We start from the raw sequence: 21399 nt of genomic DNA, 5'->3' as shown, positions 1-21399 counted from the left end.
TCGTGTCCCCGTCCGAGGTCCTACCCGCGTCCTACCCGCCCGGACGGCTCTGCCGCCCTCAGTCCCCCGGCGCCGCCGGTGCGGCCGCCGCCCACTCCTCGGTGAGCCGGTCCGGTTCGGCCGGCCGCACCGGGCGGTGCTCGGCGCGGGAGCGCTCGCACGCCTCGGCGATCAGCAGCGCGCGCAGCGCGTCCCGCGGCGGGCAGGGGTTGGCGGCCTCGCCGCGCACGACCCGCAGGAAGACGGCGAGTTCGGCCGCGTACGCGGTGGCGAAGCGGTCGAGGAAGCCGGACCAGGGCGGCGGTGGCGGGGCCGGCCGCCGCGGGCCGGGCCCGGGCGGCGGCAGGGCAGCGCCGAGCGGTGGCAGGGCCGGGCCGAGCGGCGCGCGCGGCCCGGTGCCCACGGCCACCTGCCCGTCCGTGCCCGCCAGTTCCATCCGTACGTCGTAGCCCGCGGCGTGGTACCGCGTCGCGGTCGCCGTCGCCAGCACCCCGCCCTCCAGGGTGAGCAGCACCGCGCCAGTGTCCACGTCGGACGCGGCCCGGAAGTAGTCGGCGCCGACATTGGCGCCGGCCGCGTAGACCTCGGTGACCTCCAGGCCGGTCACCCACCGCAGCGCGTCGAAGTCGTGGATCAGGCAGTCCCGGTACAGGCCCCCGGAGAGCGGCACGTAGGACGCCGGGGGCGGCACCGCGTCGGAGCTCACCGTGCGTACAGTGTGCAGCCGGCCCACCTTCCCCGCGCGCACCGCCTCGCGCGCGGCGGCGTACTCCGGGTCGAAGCGCCGCTGGAACCCGACCTGGAGCAGCGTGCCGGCCCGCTCGGCCGCCCGCACCGCCGCCACGGTGCCCGCCAGGTCCCTCGCGAGCGGCTTCTCGCAGAACACCGGGACCCCCAGCCGCGCGGCCCGCGCCAGCAGCTCCGCGTGGGTCCCGGTCGCCGCCGCGATCACCACCGCGTCCGGGCGCGCCGCGAACAGCTCCGCCACCGGCAGCGCCCGCCCGCCATGCCGGGCCGCCACCTCCCCGGCCCGCGCCGGGTCGGCGTCCGCCACCAGCAGCTCCGCCACGTCGGGGTGCGCCGCCAGCGTCCCGGCGTGAAAAGCGCCGATCCGCCCGGCCCCCACCAGTCCGATCCGCATCATGGCCCCCTCCGCGTCGTCCCCCACCTGCCCGGTCGCCCACACGATCTCCCGCCATCATGCCCCCTCCACCCCCTCCCAACAGCCCTCCCGCCCCGCCGCCACCCGTGCGAGCGTCAGACCGCGCCCGCCGCCGGGCCGCGCGCGTCACCCGGAGGCGGTAGTCGGCAGGTGCGGAGGGTTGACGGATACTGGGGCCGCCGGGAGGGTCTCACGCAGCACTCTCATCCCGGCGGCACCACTGAACGTGAAGGAAAGGCAGGGCCACGTGGCTCAGGCAAGGGCGGGACGCGACCGCGGTGATCGCGGGGGGAAGCGCAGGACGCGCCGGCTGGCCGGCGGCCTGCTCGCGGTGGCGCTGTGCGCCGCGGCGCTGGCCGGGTGCAGCGCCACCGGCGGGAAGCGCGCGGAGGATCGGGCCAAGCAGCTGGCCGCGAACGGCTCCGCGGTGAACACCCCGCACTGGACCTTCGCGATGGTGACGCACTCCGGCGCGGGCGACACGTTCTGGGACATCGTGCAGAGCGGCGCGAAGCAGGCCGCGCAGAAGGACAACATCAAGTTCCTGTACTCCAACAGCGACCAGGGCGACCAGCAGGCCCAGCTCGTGCAGGCCGCGATCGACCAGCACGTGGACGGCCTGATCGTCACCCTCGCCAAGCCGGATGCGATGAAGGCCGCGGTGACGAAGGCCGTCAAGGCGGGCATCCCGGTGATCACCGTCAACTCCGGCGCCGAGCAGTCCGAGCAGTTCGGCGCGCTGACCCACATCGGGCAGGACGAGACGGTCGCCGGCAACGCCGTCGGCGACGAGCTGAACACGCGCGGCCGCAAGCACGCCCTGTGCGTCCTGCACGAGCAGGGCAACGTCGGCCTGGAGCAGCGCTGCGCCGGGGTGAAGGCGCACTTCCACGGCCGCATGGACAAGCTCTACGTGGACGGCACGAACATGCCCGACGTGCAGTCCGCGATCGAGGCGAAGCTCCAGTCCGACCCGTCGATCGACTCCGTGGTGACGCTCGGCGCGCCCTTCGCCCCGACCGCCGCCAAGGCCAAGCAGCAGGCGGGCTCGAAGGCGGAGATCGACACCTTCGACCTCAACGCCCAGGTCGCCGCCGCCCTGAAGGACGGCACCCTCGGCTTCGCCGTCGACCAGCAGCCCTACCTCCAGGGCTACGAGGCGGTCGACCTGCTGTGGCTGTACCGCTACAACAAGGACACCCTCGGCGGCGGCCAGCCGGTCCTGACCGGCCCGCAGATCGTCACCAAGGACGACGCGGACGCGCTGCTGGAGTACACCAAGCGGGGCACCCGGTGAGCACTGACGTCCTCGACGTGATCGGTGCGGGCGACGAGCGCCTGGCGCCCAGATCGGTGCTGCGGCGGCTGCTGGGACGGCCCGAACTCGGCGCGGTGGTCGGCGCGGCGGCGGTCTTCCTGTTCTTCTCGGTCGTCGCCGACTCCTTCCTGCGCGCCTCCAGCATGGGCACCGTGCTGTACGCGTCGTCCACGATCGGCATCATGGCGGTGCCGGTGGCGCTGCTGATGATCGGCGGCGAGTTCGACCTGTCGGCCGGCGTGATGGTCACCAGCTCCGCGCTGGTCTCCTCGATGTTCAGCTTCCAGATGACCGCGAACACCTGGGTCGGCGTCGGGGTGTCGCTGCTGGTGACGCTGGCGCTCGGCGCGTTCAACGGCATCATGCTGGTGCGCACCAGGCTGCCGAGCTTCATCATCACGCTCGGCACCTTCCTGATGCTCACCGGCCTCAACCTCGGCCTGACCAAGCTGATCAGCGGCACCGTGGCGACCAAGTCGATCGGCGACATGCAGGGCTTCCCCAGCTGCCGCGACCTGTTCGCCTCGCACTGGACGATCGCCTCGGTCGACCTCCAGGTGACCATCCTGTGGTGGCTGGGCCTGGTCGCCGTGGCGACCTGGGTGCTGCTGCGCACCCGCGCCGGCAACTGGATCTTCGCGGCCGGCGGCAACGCGGACGCCGCCCGCGCGGTCGGCGTGCCGGTGGCCCGCACCAAGGTCGGCCTGTACATGGCGGTGGCCTTCTGCGCCTGGATCTCCGGGCAGCACCTGCTCTTCTCGTTCGACGTGGTGCAGTCCGGCGAGGGCGTCGGCAACGAGTTCCTGTACATCATCGCGGCGGTCATCGGCGGCTGCCTGATGACCGGCGGCTACGGCAGCGCGATCGGCTCGGCGGTCGGCGCGTTCATCTTCGGCATGGCGAGCAAGGGCATCGTGTACGCGCAGTGGAACCCCGACTGGTTCCAGTTCTTCCTGGGGGCGATGCTGCTGCTCGCCACCCTGCTCAACGCGTGGGTGCGCAGGCGGGCGGAGGCGAGCAAGTGATCACGGTCGACGACGGCAAGGCCCCCGGCCCCTCCGGCGCCGCGCCCGGCGCCCTGGTGGCGCTCACCGGCGTCAGCAAGTCCTACGGCAACGTACGGGCGCTGCGCGAGGTGTCCCTGGAAGTGCACGCCGGGCAGATCACCTGCGTGCTGGGCGACAACGGCGCCGGCAAGTCCACCCTCATCAAGATCATCGCGGGCCTGCACCCCCACGACACCGGCACGTACACGATCGCCGGCGAACCGGTCCGGCACGGCTCGCCCCGGCAGGCGCTGGACCGCGGCATCGCCACCGTCTACCAGGACCTCGCCGTGGTCCCCCTGATGCCGGTGTGGCGGAACTTCTTCCTCGGCTCCGAGCCCACCAGGGGCCGCGGCCCGCTGCGCCGCCTGGACACCGCCCTGATGCGCACCACCACCCGCCAGGCGCTGCTGCGCATGGGCATCGACCTGCGCGACGTGGACCAGCCGATCGGCACCCTGTCGGGCGGCGAACGCCAGTGCGTGGCGATCGCCCGTGCGGTGCACTTCGGCGCGAAGGTGCTGGTGCTCGACGAGCCGACCGCCGCGCTCGGCGTGAAGCAGTCCGGGATGGTGCTCCGCTATGTGGCCGCCGCACGCGACGCGGGGCTCGGTGTGGTGCTCATCACGCACAACCCGCACCACGCCTACCTGGTCGGCGACCGCTTCGTGCTGCTCAAGCGCGGCACGATGTCCGGCAGCCACCTCAAGGAGGACATTACGCTGGACGAGCTGACGCGGGAGATGGCCGGCGGCAGCGAGCTGGACGAACTGACCCACGAGCTGAACCGGACGCGGCGAGGCGGCACAATGGCAACGGACGCCGCCCCGTCCGCCCCGTCCGCGGAACAGGCGCCCGAGACGCCGAAGACGCCGAAGCCACTGCCCGCCACCGACCCAGCCGACCCGGAGACCAGCGCTTGAGTGCCAATCGAGAACGTGTCTACCGCGGCGGCGCAGCGCGCGCCACGGTGTGGCAGAGCGTCGGGATGCGCGACCGCCGGGAGCGCCGCTCCCACCTGACCGCGCCCCGCGTGCCCACCGTCGGCATCGACATCGGCGGCACCAAGGTGATGGCGGGGGTGGTGGACGCGGACGGGCAGATCCTGGAGACGCTGCGCACCGAGACCCCCGACAAGTCCAAGAGCCCCAAGGTGGTCGAGGACACCATCGTGGAGCTGGTGCTCGACCTGTCCGAGCGGCACGACGTGCACGCCGTCGGCATCGGCGCCGCCGGCTGGGTGGACGCCGACCGCTCCCGGGTGCTGTTCGCCCCGCACCTGGCCTGGCGGGACGAGCCGCTGCGCGACCGGCTCTCCGAACGGCTGCTGGTGCCCGTCATGGTCGACAACGACGCCAACACCGCCGCCTGGGCGGAGTGGCGCTTCGGCGCCGGGCGCGGCGAGGCCGACCTGGTGATGATCACCCTGGGCACCGGCATCGGCGGCGCCATCCTGGAGGACGGCCACGTCAAGCGCGGCCGCTACGGGGTGGCCGGCGAGTTCGGCCACATGCAGGTGGTGCCCGGCGGGCACCGCTGCGCCTGCGGCAACCGCGGCTGCTGGGAGCAGTACAGCTCCGGCAACGCCCTGGTCCGCGAGGCCCGCGAGATGGCCGCCGCCGACTCCCCGGTGGCGTACGGCATCAACGACCGGGTCGGCGGCAGCGTCCGCGACATCACCGGGCCGCTCATCACCGAACTGGCCCGCGAGGGCGACCCGATGTGCGTGGAGCTGTTCCAGGACATCGGCCAGTGGCTCGGCGTCGGCATCGCCAACCTCGCCGCCGCCCTCGACCCGTCCTGCTTCGTCATCGGCGGCGGTGTCAGCGCCGCCGACGACCTGCTGATCGCCCCGGCCCGGGAGGCGTTCCGGCGTACCCTGACCGGCCGCGGCTACCGGCCCGAGGCGCGCATCGCCAAGGCCGAACTCGGCCCGGAGGCGGGCATGGTGGGCGCCGCGGACCTCGCGCGACTGGTCGCCCGCCGGTTCCGCCGCGCCAACCGGCGCCGGGTCGAGCGCTACGAACGGTACGGACGCACCCTCGGAAGGCAGGCGGCCCAGCCGTGACCCCACCGCAGCACAGCGGCGGCCCGCAACCGGCCGTCGCGGACGAACTCGCCGAGGCCGAGGCGGAGTTCGCGGCCGCCGGACCCCGGCCGCCGCGCACTCCGCCGCGCTGGGTGCGCTGGACCGTGGTGCCGCTGCTGGTGCTGGTGCCGATGGGCTACGTGGGGGTGTCCGCCGCGCAGAGCCGCGGCAGCGGCGAGGACGCCCGGCAGGAGGCGGCCGGCCGCGCGCTGACCCAGGTGTACCCGACCCAGCTCCAGCAGCGGATCTACCAGGTGACCATCCCGCGCGGCTCGCGCTACGTCCGCTACCTGGAGACCAACTCCTGGGACAACAGCGAGCTGTACGCCGAGTTCGTCACCACCGCCGGCGGCCTGGACACCTTCCTCGCCCGGATCGGCACCAGCCGCGCCGCGCTGCGCACCGGCACGGTGGCCATGTCCGCCGCCCAGTGCAAGGCGGCGGGCTGGAACTTCGCCATCCCCCGCACCTGGGCGGGGGAGAGCCTGCACCAGCCGGGTGACAAGCCCGACCACGACATCACGGTCGACATGACCAACCCCGACCGTCCCCGGGTCTACGTCGTGTCGACCGTCAACTTCCAGCACGGGTTCGGGGGCGGCTGAGCGCCACCCGCGAGTCAGGCCCCTGCCATGTCCCGCCCTTTTACTCGATAGCGTGAGGCGATGAGCGACGCGACCGACGAGACCGACCGGCTCGGCACGTACGCCGCGGCCGCGTACCCCCCGTACGGCGACCGGGGCGGCGCGCTGACCGGCGACGACGACTCCGCGACCGACCCGGACGACGAACGCGACGACCTGCAACCCCCGTTGCAGTACCGGTTCGACGGCCCCGACGACGCCCCCGTGCTGGTCCTGGGACCCGCGCTCGGCTCGACCTGGCACATGTGGGACCGGCAGCTGCCCGAACTCACCAAGCAGTGGCGGGTGCTGCGGTACGAACTGCCCGGGCACGGCGGCGCGCCCGCCGAGCCCGCCTCCACCGTGGACAACCTCGCCCGGCGGCTGCTGGCCGTTCTCGACGACGAGGAGGTCGACACCTTCGGGTACGCCGGCTGCGAGTTGGGCGCGGCGGTCGGGGCCCGGCTGGCGCTGCTGCGGCCCGACCGGCTGGCCGCGCTGGCCCTGGTGTCGGCCGCGGCCCGGTTCGGCAGCGCGGACACCTGGCGGCAGCGCGGTGTGGTGGTCCGCGCCAACGGCCTGGACCGCACCGCGGTCAACACCCCCGAGCGCTGGTTCACCGGGCCGTTCCGCGCCACCCAGCCGGCGATCACCCAGTGGGCCGTGCAGATGGTCAAGACCACCGACAGCTCCTGCTACGTCGCCGCGTGCGAGGCGCTCGCCGGGTTCGACATCCGCGAGCAGCTCGGCAGCATCACCGTGCCCACCCTGGTGGTGGCCGGCGCCGACGACACCGAGACGCCCCCGGCCGACGCCCGGCTGCTCGTCGCGGGCATCCACGACGCGCGGCTCGCGGTGGTGCCCGCCACCGGGCACCTCGCGCCGGTCGAGGAGCCGGCCGCCGTCGGCACCCTGCTGGTCCGGCACTTCGAGACCGCCTGGACGGCCGACCGCACCTCCGGCACCGTCCCGTACGCGCCCGCGCCGCCCCCGGTCGCGCCCCGGCTGCCCGCGCCCGCCGCCCCGCCGCCCGGGCCCGACGCCTACGAGGAGGGCCTGCGCATCCGCCGGGAGATGATCGGCGAGGCCGAGGTGGACGCCGCGGTCGCCCGGGCGAAGACGTTCGGCAGCGGCTTCGACTCCTACGCCACCCGCTGGGGGTGGGGCGAGACCTGGACCCGCCCGGGCCTGGACCGGCGCACCCGCAACTTCGTCGCGCTGACCGCCCTGACGGTGCTCGGGCAGCTGGAGGAGCTCGCCGACCACACCCGGGCGGCGCTGCGCGGCGGCCTGACCCCCACCGAGATAGAGGAGACGCTCCTGCAGACCTCCGTCTACTGCGGCCTGCCCGCCGCCCGCGCCGCGGTCGACCGCGCCCGCAGCGTCATCGCCGAGGAGACCGCCACCGGCAAGGGGTGACGGGCGGGCCGGAGCGGGGCCGGGCAGGATGGGCACATGGAGCTGACCAAGAAATCACATGCGTGCGTGCGGCTGGAGCGGGAGGGCCGGACCCTCGTCATCGACCCGGGCGCGTTCACCGAGCCGGACGCGGTCGCCGGGGTCGACGCGATCCTGGTGACCCACGAGCACGCGGACCACTTCAGCGAGGACCGGCTGCGGGCGGGGCTGGAGTCCAACCCGGCCGCGGAGCTGTGGACGCTGGCGAGCGTCGCGGACGCGATGTCCGCGGCCTTCCCCGGCCGGGTGCACACCGTGGGCCACGGCGACAGCTTCACCGCCGCCGGATTCGACGTGCAGGTGCACGGCGAGCTGCACGCGGTGATCCACCCGGACATCCCGCGGATCAGGAACATCGGCTTCCTGATCGATCGCGCGGTCTTCCACCCGGGCGACGCGCTGACCCTGCCCGGCCACGCCGTGGACACGCTGCTGCTGCCGGTCCAGGCGCCCTGGAGCAAGATCTCCGAGGTGATCGACTACGTCCGCGAGGTCAGGCCGCGCCGCTCGGTCGACGTGCACGACGCCCTGCTGACCGACCTCGCCCGGCCGATCTACGACATGCAGATCGGCAACCTCGGCGGGGCCGACCACCTGCGGCTGGCCCCGGGGGAGGCCCTCGCCGTCTGAGGGCGCGCGGGGTCTGTCGTACCCAGCGGCTAGGTTGGGGGGCATGCGTATCGCGACCTGGAACGTCAACTCGATCACCGCGCGGCTGCCCCGGCTGCTGGCCTGGCTGGAGAGCAGCGGCACCGACGTGCTGTGCCTCCAGGAGACCAAGTGCACCGCCGAGCAGTTCCCCCACGAGGAGCTGCGCGCGATCGGTTACGAGGCCGCCGTCGAGGCCACCGGCCGGTGGAACGGCGTGGCGGTGCTCTCCCGGGTCGGCCTGGCCGACGTGGTGCACGGCCTGCCCGACGGCCCGCAGTACGAGGAACTCGCCGAGCCCCGCGCGCTGGCCGCGACCTGCGGCCCGGTCCGCGTCTGGTCGGTCTACGTGCCGAACGGCCGGGAGGTCGACCACCCGCACTTCGCCTACAAGCTGCGCTGGTTCGAGGCGCTGACCGCCGCCGTCGCCGGGGACGCGGCGGGGCAGCGCCCCTTCGCCGTCCTCGGCGACTACAACGTGGCGCCGACCGACGCCGACGTGTACGACCCGGCCGCGTTCGAGGGCGCCACCCATGTCACCCCCGCCGAGCGCGCCGCCCTGGCCGCCCTGCGCGGCACCGGCCTGAGCGACGTGGTCCCCCGCCCGCTGAAGTACGACCACCCGTACACGTACTGGGACTACCGCCAGCTCGCCTTCCCCAAGAACCGCGGCATGCGCATCGACCTCGTCTACGGCAACGCGCCGTTCGCGACCGCCGTCTCCGACGCCTATGTGGACCGCGAGGAGCGCAAGGGCAAGGGTGCCTCCGACCACGCGCCGGTGGTGGTCGACCTCCAGGTGTGACCGGAGGTAGGGGTGGTGGCGCGGGAGGCGGGCCGTGCGGCGTGCGGCCCACCGGGGTCATCAGCGCGGGGGACCGCCACGGGCGTGTCCGCCGCGGATCGGGCGAAGGCGCGCGCCGCGCGTGCATGATGGCGCCAACGGACACCGGAGCGTCCCCCGACGGTTTCTGACGCTCCCTCAGCTTTCAGACCACCTTCACCACCGGCTTGTACGGAGGAATGACGTGGACTCCCTTCAGCAACTGCCGAACATCGGAGCGGTGCTCGCCGACCGGCTGCGCCGCGCGGGCGTGGGCGACGCCGGCGAACTGCGCCGGCTCGGCTCGGGCCGCGCCTTCGAGAAGATCCGCCCGGAGCTTCCCGAGGACGCCCGCACCCACACCCTGCTGGCGCTCGAAGGGGCGCTGCGCGGCATGCGGTGGACCGCGATCCCGCAGACCGAGCGGGACACCCTGGTCGACCGCGTGCTGGGCGCCCCCGAACTCACGGGAGCGCCCAGCACCGCGGCATCCGGCCGGGTCGACTGAGAGTCTGTCGTTCGGATCTCCGCGGGAGAAGGAGCGGGGCCGAACGGCAGACGCTAATCGACGTTGGGGCCGCTGTGGCGGCGCGGGTGGCTCGGCACCCGGCCCGCGCGCACGCCGGAGTCGTGCACCTCGTGCGGGAACCGCCGCCGCCCGTCCTGCGGCATCTCGTCGGCCTCGATCTTCCGCGCGTCGTGGGTGCGCCGGCCGTCGCCCTGGTGCCCGGGACCGTGGTCCGGCGGCGCGCCCTGGTCGTGCTCCTGGCGGGTCGCCCACGCGCCCGAACGCGGCCGGGTACCGGTCGGCACCCGGGGGTCGCGGCCCATCCGCCGCATCCCGAACACCACGGCCGCGATCAGGACGATCACGATGCAGATTCCGATCACCAAGGGGCCGATCGAACCGGCCGGTAGCGCGAGCTGGACCATGTGCTGCTCGGAAAGAGACATTTCGGCACCTCCTCACATCACGCATGCCCGCGATCAACACCGGCACACGGGCGGCGGCCGGGAAAAGCGGAACCCGCACCGGCCGGTCACCGGGCGTGACCCGCCGGGCCCGCCCCGGGGCGCGCCGCCGGGCCGCCGACCGCGCCGCTCGGGACGCCCGCGCACTTCGCACCTGGTCCGCGCGCCGGCCGGCACCCCGTCAAGCCGACCCGGATTCGCCAGCGCGGACGCCGTCCTGGATCATTACCGCATGCCGGTCCTGATAGCCATGTGCGCCTTCGTGATGACCCTGGTCGGCGGCGTCGTCGCGCAGCACATCGGGGACCGCCGCCATCTCGTGCTGGGGCTCGCCGCCGGGCTCATGCTGGGCGTCGTCGGCTTCGACCTGCTGCCGGAGGCGCTGGAGAACCAGCCCCGGCACGTCTTCGGGGTGCCCGCGGGCCTGCTGATGTTCGTGGCCGGCTTCCTGGCGCTGCACGTCGTGGAGCGCGCGGTCGCCATCCACCGCGCCCACGAGGGCGAGTACGCCTCGCACACCCATGGCCACAGCCACGCGCACGACCCGGTCAAGGGGGTGGGCGTCGCCGCGGCGTGCGCCCTGGTCGGGCACAGCGTGATGGACGGCTTCGCGATCGGCGCCGCCTTCCAGGCCGGGGACACCGTCGGCATCGTCGTGGCCATCGCGGTCGTCGCGCACGACTTCGCCGACGGCTTCAACACGTACACGATCACCCGGCTCTACGGGAACGGCCGGCGCCGGGCGCAGGTGCTGCTGACCGCCGACGCGCTGGCCCCGGTGGCCGGCGCCGCGATCACCCTGGCGTTCACCATCCCGGCCGGGGTGCTCGGCCTCTACCTCGGCTTCTTCGCCGGCTTCCTGCTCTACCTGGCCACCTCCGACATCCTCCCCGAGGCCCACAGCCCGCACCCGTCCACCTCCACGCTGCTGTGCACAGTGGGCGGCGCCGGGATCATGTGGATGGTGATCGGCCTCGCCAACTAGGCCGGGCCCGACCGATACCGTCCTCCCGCCCAAGGGGCGGCGGCCGCCGGAGGCGGAACCCCCAGGTCAGCGCGTTCTTTGACTTCAAGCACTCGAAGTTTCTACCGTCGATGGGGTGACAGCAGGAATCGGCGAGCGAACGTACACGATCAAGGAAGCCGCGGCCCTCGCGGGGCTGCCCGCCAGCACGCTGCGCTACTACGAGTCGATCGGCGTGACCGCGCCGGTCGCCCGCGGCGAGAGCAGCGGGCACCGCGTCTACACGGACGCGGACGTGGAGCTGCTGACCGCGGTCGCGTGCATGGCGGCGACCGGCATGCCGGTCAGCGACATGCGGCACTACGTCGAGAACGGCCGGCTCGGCCCGGCCGCGGCGGCGCAGCAGATCGCGTTGCTCAGCGAGCGCGCCGAGCGGCTGGCCGAAGAAGCCCGGCTGGTCAGGGCCCGGCGCAAGTACGTCACGATCAAGATCGATTACTGGCACGCCGTGGCCGCCGGCGACGAGGCCGAGGCCGAACGACTGGCCGCCGAGGCGCGCGCGCTGGTCGGGCAACTCAAGCCGGCCAGGTGAAACGATCAGCTCGCGAAGCGCCCTCCCGGCCTTCGCCCGCTGATCCGCGCTGCCCGGAAGCAACTGCAAGTGAGACGGAGCTTTCATGCGTCAAGTAGTGATGACCCGGCCCGGTGAGATCGTCGTCGAGAACCGCCCCGACCCGAGGATCGAGGAGCCCACGGACGCGGTCATCCGGTTGGCCGCCACCTGCGTCTGCGGCTCGGACCTGTGGCCGTACCGCGGTGTGCAGCAGGTCGACCACCAGGTCATGGGGCACGAGTACGTCGGTGTGGTGGAGGAGGTGGGCCCGCAGGTCAGGACGGTCAAGGCCGGTGACTTCGTGGTCGGCTCGTTCTGGACCTCGGACAACACCTGCGAGATCTGCCGGGCGGGCTACCAGTCCCACTGTGTGCACCGCACCGTCATGGGCTCGATCGGCACGCAGGCCCAGCGGGCGCGCGTCCCGCTGGCCGACGGCACGCTGGTGGCCACCCCGGGCCTGCCCGACGCCGATCTCGTCCCGTCCCTGCTCGCCGCCTCCGACGTCCTGGGCACGGGCTGGTTCGCCGCGGTGGCCGCGCAGGCGGGGCCCGGCAGGACCGTCGCCGTCGTCGGTGACGGCGCGGTCGGCCTGCTCGGCGTCCTGGCAGCCCGGCAACTGGGCGCGGAGCGGATCATCGCCTTCAGCCGCCACCCCGACCGGCAGCGGCTGGCCCGGGAGTTCGGGGCCACCGACATCGTCGAGGAGCGCGGCGACGAGGGAGCGGCCAAGGTCAAGGCGATGACCGGCGGCCTCGGCGCACACGGCGTCATCGAGGCGGTCGGCACGCAGGAGGCCATGATGCAGGCGATCCACGCCGCGCGGGCGGGCGGGCACGTCGGCTTCGTCGGCGTCTCCCACGGCGTCAGCATCCCGGGCGACCTGCTCTTCAGCACCGGCGTCCACCTCCACGGCGGCCCGGCGCCGGTCCGCGAATACCTGCCCGAGCTGATCCGGCTCATCTGGGACCGCGAGATCGAACCCGGCCGGGTCTTCGACCTCACGCTCCCGCTGGAACAGGCGGCCGAGGGCTACCGGGCGATGGACGAGCGCCGCGCCGTCAAGGTGCTGCTGACGCCCTGACGCCCTGACGCCCTGACGCCCTGACGCCCTGACGCCCTACCCGCACCACCGGCCCGGCCGTACCGTCCCTAGCTCTTGCCCGCCTTGGGGGCGGTGGTCGCCGCCTTGGTGACGTCCGCGACGAGTTCCACCACGTCCGAGCCGTACGCCTGGGAGTTCACCACCCGCAGCAGCAGGCAGAAGGTCGAGTCCAGGCCGTACTTGCGGATCAGCCGCGGGTGGTGGCGGGCCAGGTAGCGGGTCGCGGCCTGGTTGGCTGTGCCGCGCTGTCCGGACGCCAGGAACACCGGCCGCTCGTTGCCGGAGTCGCGGGCGGACGACAGCCGGGCCAGCAGGACGTACTCCACCGCGCCCTTCTCCAGCCGGTACGTCTCGCCGGCCACGGTGATCGCGCCCTGCTCCGGGCCCTGCGCCGGGTCGGTGTCGATCTCCACGCCCGGCAGCATCGAACGCAGGTGGGCGGCCAGCCGGAAGTTGGCAGTCGGCCCGCCGATGCAGAACTCGGTGCGGGCGCCGAAGCCCTGCCAGGCGGTGTCGTGGGCCAGCACCTCCGCGTGCGCCCCGCACTCCTTGATCACCGCGGCGAGCTCCAGCAGCGCGAAGGCGTCGTGCCGGGCCAGGCTCCAGCCGCGCGCACCCGGGTCGCGCGGCACCACCAGCAGGCACTCGGAGTCCGTCGGCAGCCCGAAGAACCGCTGCTTGCGGTGCAGCCGGCGCCGCCACAGGTAGCCGCGGACCAGCCAGCCGAGCAGACCGCCGATGACCAGACCGGCCAGGACCAGTACGAGGTTGCGCACGTCGTCGCTCATGGCGCGGCATCGTAGCGGTGTTCGAGCCGGGCCGTCGCCCCCGGTGCGGGCCCGCACGCGCGGCCGCCGCCGTACCCGGGCGGGTACGGCGGCGGCCGCGGCAGGGTTCCTGGCGGAGGTCACCGCCCCCGCCGGGCGCGGGTACGGTTCAGTTGGCCGCGGCGGGCAGCAGCGCCAGGATCTCGTCGGTGCTGCCGGTCTCGCCGAGCCGCGGGAAGATCCGCTGCACGGAGTTGGCGTGGGCGTCCGCGTCGGTGTCGGTGACCGCGTCGGTGGCGATCGTGACGTGGTAGCCGGCCTCGAACGCGTCGCGGGCGGTGGACTCCACCCCGATGCTCGTCGAGATGCCGGCCAGCACGACCTGGGTCACCCCGCGGCGGCGCAGCTCCATGTCGAGGCCGGTGCCGTAGAACGCGCCCCACTGCTGCTTGCTGACGGTGATGTCGCCCGGCTGCTGGTCCAGTTCCTTGACCAGGTCGGCCCAGCCGTCGGGGAAGGTCACGGTGCCGCCGGGGCCGCCGTCGGTGCGGCCGGGCGCGACACCGGTGACGTTCACCAGGACCACGGGCAGCTCGCGCGCGCGGAAGGCGGCGGCCAGCCGCGCGGCGCGCTCGATCACCTCGGCGGACGGGTGGACGGTCGGCAGCGCGGTGATGCCCTGCTGGAGGTCGATGACGACGAGCGCGGTGCGGGCGTCGAGGGTGGTCGCGGTCATGGCGCAGTGCTCTCTCTCACGGGGTGGGTGGTGCTGTGCTGTTCCGTGCGGTACGGAAAGGACGGAAAGGTCGTGGGGCGGGTCACCGGGTCGTGCCCCGCAGGGAGCGGTCGGCCGCGGTGAGCAGCAGGACGGCGGCGCCGAGGACCAGCGTGGCCAGCGCCATCTCGTGCAGCCCCGCGTCGGTGGCGCGCGGGCCGTAGCACAGGCCGATCAGGCTGGCCGCGGTGATCGCGCCGAGGTACTGCGCGGTGCGCTGGAGCCCGGCGGCGCTGCCGGTCTCGCCGGGCGGCGCCTGCGCGTAGACCGCGGCCTGGTTGCCGGTGGAGGTCAGGCCCTGGGGCAGGCCGAACAGCGCGCCCGCCGCGCACAGCGCGACCGCGGGGGTGGTGTGCCCGGCCGCCAGCAGCAGCCCGCTGCCGGCCAGCAGCAGCACCGCGGCGGTGGTCAGCGGCGCCCTGATGCCCTTCGTCCGCGTGCCCAGCATCGAGGTGGCCATCGCCGCCACCGACATCGGCAGCATGAGCAGACCGGCCGTCGCCGAGGAGTAGCCGTGGGCGTCCTCCAGCCACTGCGCGAAGCCGTACATCACGCAGTAGACGACCAGGTACGACATGCCATGCCGCAGGTAGGTCAGGGTCAGTGGGCGGTTGCGGGCCAGCATCCGCAGGTCCAGGAAGGGCGTCTTGCGGCGCAGCTCCCACCAGGTCAGCACGCCCGCCAGCACGGCGGCCACCGGTAGCAGCGGCCACGGCGGGGCGGACAGCCGCATCAGGAAGAGCATGAAGGCGGTGAGCAGCGCGGCGAACAGGGCGATGCCGACCGGGTCGATACCGCCCTGCGGCCGTACGGGCCCGGCGGCGCCGGCCGGGGCGCCGTTCTCGGCCGGGGCGCCGCTCTCGTTCGGGGCCGGGGGAGTGCGCGGCAGCCAGAGCGCGGCCAGGACGAAGCCGAGCAGCGCGAGGGGGAGGTTCACCGCGAAGACCGCGCGCCAGCCCAGCGTCGCGGCGAGCACGCCGCCCAGCACCGGGCCGACCGCCGCGCTCGACAGGCCAGCCAGCGACAGCAGCCCCAGCACCGGGCGCGGTGTCGGCACGCCGATCCGCTGCGAGTGGGACCGCAGCAGCGCCATCGCCGCCGGGTAGGCGGAGGAGGTGCCGATGCCGAGCAGCACCCGGGAGCCGATCAGCCACCCCAGCGAGGGCGCCGCGGTGCCCACCAGCCCGGCCGCGGCCACGACCAGCAGCCCGGTCAGGAACACCCGGCGCGGCCCGAGCCGGTCGGCGAGCCGCCCCATCGTCGGCTGCGCCACGGCGCTGGCCAGGTAGAGGCTCGACACCAGCCAGGCGGTGTCGGCGGCGCCGACGTGGAAGCTGCCGCCGATCGCGACCAGCGCGGTGGCGATCATGGTGGAGTTGATCGGGTTGAGCACCGCGCCGAGCATCAGCGGGACCACGAGGCGGGGGCCGAAGCCGGGGGTCGCGCCCGCGGTGTCGGCGGCCGGTTCCGGGGCGTGCGGCCCGGAGGCGTGGGGCCCTGAGGTGTGCGGCTCGGGGGTGTGCGTCCCGGAGGCGTGAAGACCTGGGATGTCCGGTCCGGACGCGTGGGGCTCGGGCGCCGGGCCGTTCGGGGGCCGGGTCACCGCGCGACCGCCCGGCGGGCGGGGGAGCGTATGAGGGCGGGGGTCACGACTCGACCAGCCGGCGCAGCAGCGGCACCACGTCCGTCAGCGCGCGCTGCTCGTCCGGGCTGAGCTGCGCCTCCATCGCCTCGGCGAGCCAGCCGCGGCGGGCGCGGCGGCCGGTGCGCAGCAGGTCGGTGCCCGCGTCGGTGAGGGAGAAGACCACCTGGCGGCCGTCGGTCGGGTGCGGAGCGCGCTCGACCAGGCCGCGCTCCTCCAGCGCGGCGAGCGTCATCCGCATCGACTGCGGGCGGACCAGTTCGCCCCGGGCCAGGGCCGCGGTGGTGGCGGGGCCCTCCCGGTCGAGCCGGCTGATCACCGACTGCTGGGACGGCGTGATCTCCGCGTCGTTCGACGCGGTGCGCATGCGCCGCGACAGGTGCGCGACGAGCGTGGTCAGCTCGTCGGCGGTGCGGAGGCGTTCGGCCTGTGACATGCCTCCAGCGTAGAAGGTTGACAGGAAAACTTGCAAGTTTGCCTGTCGAGTTCCGGGCGCCGCCGCGCCCGGCGGTGCCCGGAACCCGCCCCCGCGACCTCTCGGCCGCGCTGTACGCCTGACGCGCCGTCCGGATGCCGCCGTACGGGTCGGGCGGGTGCGAAACAAGCCTGTTCCCCCGTGGTAACGGCACGGGCCTTGCCACAGTGGTGCGCGGGACTTACGTTCGTCGGACGGCTGGGATCTACGGGCGTAGAACCGACGTGACGTCACGTCAGAGGAGCTGCGGATGAGCAACGTCGTCAGGGCCGCGCTGGTACAGGCCACCTGGACCGGGGACACCGGGTCGATGATCGCCAAGCACGAGGAGCACGCGCGGGCCGCCGCCGCCCAGGGTGCCAAGGTGATCGGCTTCCAGGAGGTCTTCAACGCCCCCTACTTCTGCCAGGTGCAGGAGGCCGAGCACTACCGGTGGGCCGAACCGGTGCCGGACGGCCCCACGGTGCGCCGGATGCAGGCGCTGGCGAAGGAGACCGGGATGGTCCTGGTCGTGCCGGTCTTCGAGGTCGAGCAGTCCGGCTTCTACTACAACACCGCCGCGGTGATCGACGCCGACGGCAGCTACCTCGGCAAGTACCGCAAGCACCACATCCCGCAGGTCGAGGGCTTCTGGGAGAAGTACTACTTCAAACCCGGCAACCTCGGCTGGCCGGTCTTCGACACCGCCGTCGGCCGGATCGGGGTGTACATCTGCTACGACCGGCACTTCCCCGAGGGCTGGCGCGCCCTGGGCCTGGCCGGCGCGCAGCTCGTCTACAACCCCTCGGCCACCAGCCGCGGCCTGTCGGCGTACCTGTGGCAGCTGGAGCAGCCGGCCGCCGCCGTCGCCAACGAGTACTTCGTCGCGGCGATCAACCGCGTCGGCACCGAGCCGTACGGCGACAACGACTTCTACGGCAGCAGCTACTTCGTGGACCCGCGCGGGCAGCTCGTGGACGGCGCCGCCTCCGACACCGAGGAGGAACTGCTCGTCCGCGACCTCGACTTCGACCTGATCGACGAGGTCCGCCAGACCTGGGCGTTCTACCGGGACCGCAGGCCCGACGCCTACGGCGACCTGACGGAGGCGTGAGCAGATGGCAACCGCGACCGGCAGCGCGCACGCCGCGCTGCACGCCCGCCACCAGGCGGTGCTGCCCGACTGGCTGGCCACCTACTACGCCCGGCCGATCGAGCTGACGCACGGCGCCGGCCGGCACGTCTGGGACGCCGAGGGACGGCGCTACCTGGACTTCTTCGGCGGCATCCTCACCACGATGACCGCGCACGCGCTGCCCGAGGTGACCGCGGCCGTCACCGAGCAGGCCGGGAAGATCCTGCACACCTCGACGCTCTACCTCAGCCGCCAGGCGGTCGAACTCGCCGAGCGGATCGCCCGGCTGTCGGGCATCCCCGACGCCCGGGTGTTCTTCACCACCTCCGGCACCGAGGCCAACGACACCGCGCTGCTGCTGGCCACCACCTACCGCCGCTCCAACCAGGTGCTGGCGCTGCGCAACAGCTACCACGGCCGGTCCTTCACCTCGATCGGCATCACCGGCAACTCCGCCTGGTCCCCGACCAGCCTCTCCCCGCTCCAGACGCTCTACGTGCACGGCGGGGTGCGCACCCGCGGCCCGTACGCGCACCTGACGGACGCGGAGTTCACCGACGCCTGCGTGGCGGACCTGGAAGACCTGCTGGGACAGGCGGGCGGCACCATCGCCGCGCTGATCGCCGAACCGGTGCAGGGCGTGGGCGGCTTCACCTCCGGACCCGACGGGCTGCTCGCGGCGTTCAAGCGGGTGCTGGACCGGCACGGCATCCTGTGGATCACCGACGAGGTGCAGACCGGCTGGGGCCGCACCGGCGACCACTTCTGGGGCTGGCAGGCGCACGCCGAGGCCGGCCCGCCGGACATCCTCACCTTCGCCAAGGGCATCGGCAACGGCCTGTCCATGGGCGGCGTGGTGGCCCGCGCCGAGGTGATGAACTGCCTGGACGCCAACTCCATCTCCACCTTCGGCGGCAGCCCGATCACCACCGCCGGCGCCCTCGCCAACCTCACCTACCTGCTCGACCACGACCTCCAGGGCAACGCCCGCCGGGTCGGCGGCCTGCTGCGGGCCCGGCTGGACGCGGTCGCCGCCCGCAACCCGCTGGTCCGCGAGGTGCGCGGCCGCGGCCTGATGCTCGGCGTCGAGCTCGTCGAACCCGGCACCGACACCCCGTCGCCGGCCGCCGCCTCCCTCGTCCTGGAGGCCGCCCGCGAACGCGGCCTGCTCATCGGCAAGGGCGGCCGGGCCGGCAACGCGCTGCGGATCGCCCCGCCGCTGACCCTCACCGTGGCCGAGGCCGAGGAGGGCGCCGACGCGCTGGGCGAGGCCCTGGCCGCCGCCCACGCCGAAGTGGCCAAGCAGCCCGCGGAAGGGGGCGCGCGATGAGCCGTACCCTCATCCGCGGCGGCCTGGTCATCACCGCCGCCGACGAGGTCCACGCCGACGTGCTGATCGAGGGCGGCCGGATCGCCGCGCTCGCCGCCCACGACAGCGACACCGCGGCCGGCTGGACCGCCGACACCGTCATCGACGCCACCGACCGCTACGTCATCCCCGGCGGCGTCGACGCGCACACCCACATGGAGATGCCCTTCGGCGGCACCGTCGCCGCCGACACCTTCGAGACCGGCACCCGCGCCGCGGCCTGGGGCGGCACCACCACCATCGTGGACTTCGCCATCCAGCAGGTCGGCGGCACCCTCCGGGCCGGCCTCGACGCCTGGCACGCCAAGGCCGACGCGAAGTGCGCGATCGACTACGGCTTCCACATGATCGTCGCCGACGTCAACGAGCCGGTACTGGGGGAGATGGACCTCCTGGTCGAGGAGGGCATCACCAGCTTCAAGCTCTTCATGGCCTACCCGGGGGTCTTCTACAGCGACGACGGGCAGATCCTGCGGGCGATGCAGCGGGCCGGGGGAAATGGCGGGCTGATCATGGCCCACGCCGAGAACGGGATCGCCATCGACGTCCTGGTGCGGCAGGCGCTCGCCGCCGGGCGGACCGACCCGCGCTACCACGGCGAGGTCCGGCACGCGCTGCTGGAGGCCGAGGCGACCCACCGCGCCATCCAGCTCGCCCGGGTGGCCGGCGCCCCGCTGTACGTGGTGCACGTCTCCGCCCAGCAGGCGGTGGCCGAGCTGATCGCCGCCCGCGACCAGGGGCTGCCGGTCTTCGGCGAGACCTGCCCGCAGTACCTCTTCCTGTCCACCGACAACCTCGCCGAACCCGGCTTCGAGGGCAGCAAGTACGTGTGCAGCACCCCGCTGCGGCCGCGCGAGCACCAGGCCGCGCTGTGGCAGGGCCTGCGCACCGACGACCTCCAGGTGGTCTCCACCGACCACTGCCCGTTCTGCTTCACCGGGCAGAAGGACATCGGCCGCGGCGACTTCTCCAAGATCCCCAACGGGCTGCCCGGGGTGGAGAACCGGATGGACCTGCTGCACCAGGCGGTCCTGGACGGCCACCTCACCCGCCGCCGCTGGATCGAGATCGCCTGCGCCACGCCGGCCCGGATGTTCGGCCTCTACCCGCGCAAGGGCACCCTCGCCCCCGGCGCCGACGCCGACGTGGTCGTCTACGACCCGCACGCCGAGCAGGTGCTGTCCGCCGGCAGCCACCACATGAACGTGGACTACAACGCCTACGAGGGCCGCCGGATCACCGGGCAGGCGCAGACGGTGCTCTCCCGCGGGGTGCCGGTGATCCAGGACCGCGCGTACGTCGGGCGGGCCGGGCACGGGCAGTACGTGCCGCGCGGCACCTGCCAGTTCCTCGGCTGACCCGCCGCCGCGGCGGGTTCCGTCGACCATTCATCGAAGCTGAAGGAGCGGTGCCGCCATGGACTTCGGACTCGTTCTCCAGACCGACCCGCCGGCTTCGCGGGTCGTGTCGCTGATGCAGCGTGCGGAGCGCAGCGGGTTCACGTACGGGTGGACCTTCGACTCGGCGGTGCTGTGGCAGGAGCCGTTCGTCATCCACAGCCAGATCCTGGCGCGGACCGAGCGGATGCGGGTCGGCACGATGGTCACCAACCCCGGCACCCGCACCTGGGAGGTGACCGCGTCGACCTTCGCGACGCTCAACGACATGTACGGCAACCGGACGGTGTGCGGCATCGGCCGCGGCGACTCGGCGATGCGGGTGGCCGGCCGCAGCCCCAACACACTCGCGCGGCTCGGCGAGGCGATCACGGTGATCCGCGACCTCGCCGAGGGCCGCGAGGCCGCCGTCGACGGCACCGCGCTGCGCCTGCCCTGGGTCGAGGACGGCGAACTGCCGGTGTGGATGGCCGCGTACGGGCCGAGGGCGCTGAAGATGGCGGGGGAGAAGGCAGACGGGTTCATCCTCCAACTCGCCGACGTCTACCTCACCGAGCACATGGTCAAGGCGGTGCGCGCCGCCGCCGAGCAGGCGGGCCGGGACCCGGCGGGGATCACGATCTGCGTGGCCGCGCCGGCGTACGTCACGGCGGACGACTCGCCGGCCGCCCTCGCCCACGCCCGCGACCAGTGCCGCTGGTTCGGCGGGATGGTCGGCAACCACGTCGCCGACCTGGTCTCCCGCTACGGCGAGCACTCCGCGGCCGTGCCGGACGAACTCACCGACTACATCAAGGCCCGCCAGGGGTACGACTACTCCCACCACGGCCGCGCCGGCAACCCCGACACCGCCTTCGTCCCCGACGACATCGTGGACCGCTTCTGCCTGCTGGGCCCGCCGCAGGCCCACATCGCCAAACTGGAGGCCCTGCGCGCCCTGGGCGTCGACCAGTTCGCGGTCTACGACATGCACGACGCCCAGGAAACCGTCATCGACACCTACGGCACCGACATCATCCCCGCCCTCAACCCCTGACCC

Annotated in this window: 22 protein-coding genes; 16 read left to right on the top strand and 6 right to left on the bottom strand. The window is 73.5% G+C overall.

Annotated features, from left to right (window positions below; translation table 11 throughout):
* Positions 1-58 precede the first annotated feature (58 nt).
* Positions 59-1141 carry a Gfo/Idh/MocA family protein gene (locus WA788_RS19005; RefSeq protein WP_335978852.1) on the bottom strand — a complete coding sequence of 361 codons (1083 nt, stop codon included), beginning with the start codon at positions 1139-1141 and terminating at the stop codon, positions 59-61.
* Positions 1142-1472: 331 nt separating this feature from the next.
* Between WA788_RS19005 and WA788_RS19000 the strand changes: the two genes are divergently transcribed.
* From WA788_RS19000 to WA788_RS18960, 9 genes are all read left to right on the top strand, one after another.
* Positions 1473-2459: a sugar ABC transporter substrate-binding protein gene (locus WA788_RS19000; protein WP_335978851.1), complete on the top strand. Its 987-nt coding sequence runs from the start codon at positions 1473-1475 to the stop codon at positions 2457-2459.
* Positions 2456-3505: an ABC transporter permease gene (locus WA788_RS18995; RefSeq protein WP_443034062.1), complete on the top strand. Its 1050-nt coding sequence runs from the start codon at positions 2456-2458 to the stop codon at positions 3503-3505. Before WA788_RS19000 ends, WA788_RS18995 begins: the two co-directional genes overlap by 4 nt.
* Positions 3505-4449 carry an ATP-binding cassette domain-containing protein gene (locus WA788_RS18990; RefSeq protein ID WP_443034064.1) on the top strand — a complete coding sequence of 315 codons (945 nt, stop codon included), beginning with the start codon at positions 3505-3507 and terminating at the stop codon, positions 4447-4449. Before WA788_RS18995 ends, WA788_RS18990 begins: the two co-directional genes overlap by 1 nt.
* A complete protein-coding gene (locus WA788_RS18985; protein WP_335978808.1) occupies positions 4446-5594 on the top strand; it encodes an ROK family glucokinase in 1149 nt (382 codons plus the stop codon). Before WA788_RS18990 ends, WA788_RS18985 begins: the two co-directional genes overlap by 4 nt.
* Positions 5591-6220: a hypothetical protein gene (locus tag WA788_RS18980; protein ID WP_335978806.1), complete on the top strand. Its 630-nt coding sequence runs from the start codon at positions 5591-5593 to the stop codon at positions 6218-6220. Before WA788_RS18985 ends, WA788_RS18980 begins: the two co-directional genes overlap by 4 nt.
* A gap of 60 nt (positions 6221-6280) precedes the next feature.
* Entirely contained in the window at positions 6281-7657 is a 1377-nt protein-coding gene (gene pcaDC, locus WA788_RS18975) for a bifunctional 3-oxoadipate enol-lactonase/4-carboxymuconolactone decarboxylase PcaDC (protein WP_335978804.1), read from the top strand.
* A gap of 36 nt (positions 7658-7693) precedes the next feature.
* A complete protein-coding gene (locus tag WA788_RS18970; RefSeq protein ID WP_335978802.1) occupies positions 7694-8326 on the top strand; it encodes an MBL fold metallo-hydrolase in 633 nt (210 codons plus the stop codon).
* A 43-nt stretch (positions 8327-8369) separates the two neighbouring features.
* On the top strand, positions 8370-9149 hold the full coding sequence (locus WA788_RS18965) for an exodeoxyribonuclease III (RefSeq protein ID WP_335978800.1): 780 nt from the start codon (positions 8370-8372) through the stop codon (positions 9147-9149).
* A 223-nt stretch (positions 9150-9372) separates the two neighbouring features.
* Complete coding sequence (locus WA788_RS18960) at positions 9373-9675, top strand: TfoX/Sxy family DNA transformation protein (protein WP_335978798.1); 303 nt, start codon at positions 9373-9375, stop codon at positions 9673-9675.
* 53 nt (positions 9676-9728) lie between these two features.
* On the opposite strand, the gene WA788_RS18955 is transcribed toward WA788_RS18960, so the two are convergent.
* Positions 9729-10121, bottom strand: coding sequence for a DUF6479 family protein (locus WA788_RS18955; protein WP_335978796.1), 393 nt, complete (start codon positions 10119-10121; stop codon positions 9729-9731).
* Positions 10122-10371: 250 nt separating this feature from the next.
* Here WA788_RS18955 and WA788_RS18950 point away from each other — a divergent pair, with 250 nt between their 5' ends.
* The 3 genes from WA788_RS18950 (at position 10372) to WA788_RS18940 (ending at position 12800) form a co-directional block, all read left to right on the top strand.
* The gene (locus tag WA788_RS18950; protein WP_335978794.1) at positions 10372-11124 is read left to right on the top strand and encodes a ZIP family metal transporter; all 753 of its coding nucleotides are present in this window, start codon (positions 10372-10374) and stop codon (positions 11122-11124) included.
* Positions 11125-11239: 115 nt separating this feature from the next.
* Positions 11240-11695: a MerR family transcriptional regulator gene (locus tag WA788_RS18945; protein WP_335978792.1), complete on the top strand. Its 456-nt coding sequence runs from the start codon at positions 11240-11242 to the stop codon at positions 11693-11695.
* An 85-nt stretch (positions 11696-11780) separates the two neighbouring features.
* Complete coding sequence (locus WA788_RS18940; protein ID WP_335978791.1) at positions 11781-12800, top strand: zinc-dependent alcohol dehydrogenase family protein; 1020 nt, start codon at positions 11781-11783, stop codon at positions 12798-12800.
* A 68-nt stretch (positions 12801-12868) separates the two neighbouring features.
* Here WA788_RS18940 and WA788_RS18935 read toward each other — a convergent pair whose 3' ends face one another.
* From WA788_RS18935 to WA788_RS18920, 4 genes are all read right to left on the bottom strand, one after another.
* Positions 12869-13609 carry a hypothetical protein gene (locus tag WA788_RS18935; protein ID WP_335978789.1) on the bottom strand — a complete coding sequence of 247 codons (741 nt, stop codon included), beginning with the start codon at positions 13607-13609 and terminating at the stop codon, positions 12869-12871.
* A gap of 148 nt (positions 13610-13757) precedes the next feature.
* Positions 13758-14324, bottom strand: a complete 567-nt coding sequence (locus tag WA788_RS18930; protein WP_335978787.1) for an isochorismatase family protein — start codon at positions 14322-14324, stop codon at positions 13758-13760.
* Positions 14325-14406: 82 nt separating this feature from the next.
* The gene (locus WA788_RS18925; protein ID WP_335978785.1) at positions 14407-15966 is read right to left on the bottom strand and encodes an MFS transporter; all 1560 of its coding nucleotides are present in this window, start codon (positions 15964-15966) and stop codon (positions 14407-14409) included.
* A 43-nt stretch (positions 15967-16009) separates the two neighbouring features.
* Entirely contained in the window at positions 16010-16441 is a 432-nt protein-coding gene (locus tag WA788_RS18920; protein WP_335978783.1) for a MarR family winged helix-turn-helix transcriptional regulator, read from the bottom strand.
* Between the two features lie 289 nt (positions 16442-16730).
* On the opposite strand from WA788_RS18920, the gene WA788_RS18915 reads away from it, so the two are divergent.
* The 4 genes from WA788_RS18915 to WA788_RS18900 are packed head-to-tail and all read left to right on the top strand — an operon-like array spanning position 16731 to position 21396.
* Positions 16731-17573, top strand: coding sequence for a nitrilase-related carbon-nitrogen hydrolase (locus tag WA788_RS18915; RefSeq protein ID WP_335978781.1), 843 nt, complete (start codon positions 16731-16733; stop codon positions 17571-17573).
* Between the two features lie 4 nt (positions 17574-17577).
* Positions 17578-18924 (top strand): aspartate aminotransferase family protein, encoded by a 1347-nt coding sequence (locus tag WA788_RS18910; RefSeq protein ID WP_335978780.1) that lies wholly within the window; start codon positions 17578-17580, stop codon positions 18922-18924.
* Positions 18921-20321, top strand: coding sequence for a dihydropyrimidinase (gene hydA / locus WA788_RS18905; protein WP_335978778.1), 1401 nt, complete (start codon positions 18921-18923; stop codon positions 20319-20321). The genes WA788_RS18910 and hydA overlap by 4 nt, the downstream gene beginning before the upstream one ends.
* Before the next feature lie 58 nt (positions 20322-20379).
* The gene (locus tag WA788_RS18900; protein ID WP_335978776.1) at positions 20380-21396 is read left to right on the top strand and encodes a TIGR03842 family LLM class F420-dependent oxidoreductase; all 1017 of its coding nucleotides are present in this window, start codon (positions 20380-20382) and stop codon (positions 21394-21396) included.
* Positions 21397-21399 lie beyond the last annotated feature (3 nt).

Source organism: Streptomyces sp. CA2R106, from assembly GCF_037034245.1.
Classification (GTDB): domain Bacteria; phylum Actinomycetota; class Actinomycetes; order Streptomycetales; family Streptomycetaceae; genus Actinacidiphila.
The sequence above is the reverse complement of the archived record's forward strand: the minus strand, read 5'-3'. Positions and strand labels throughout refer to the sequence as shown.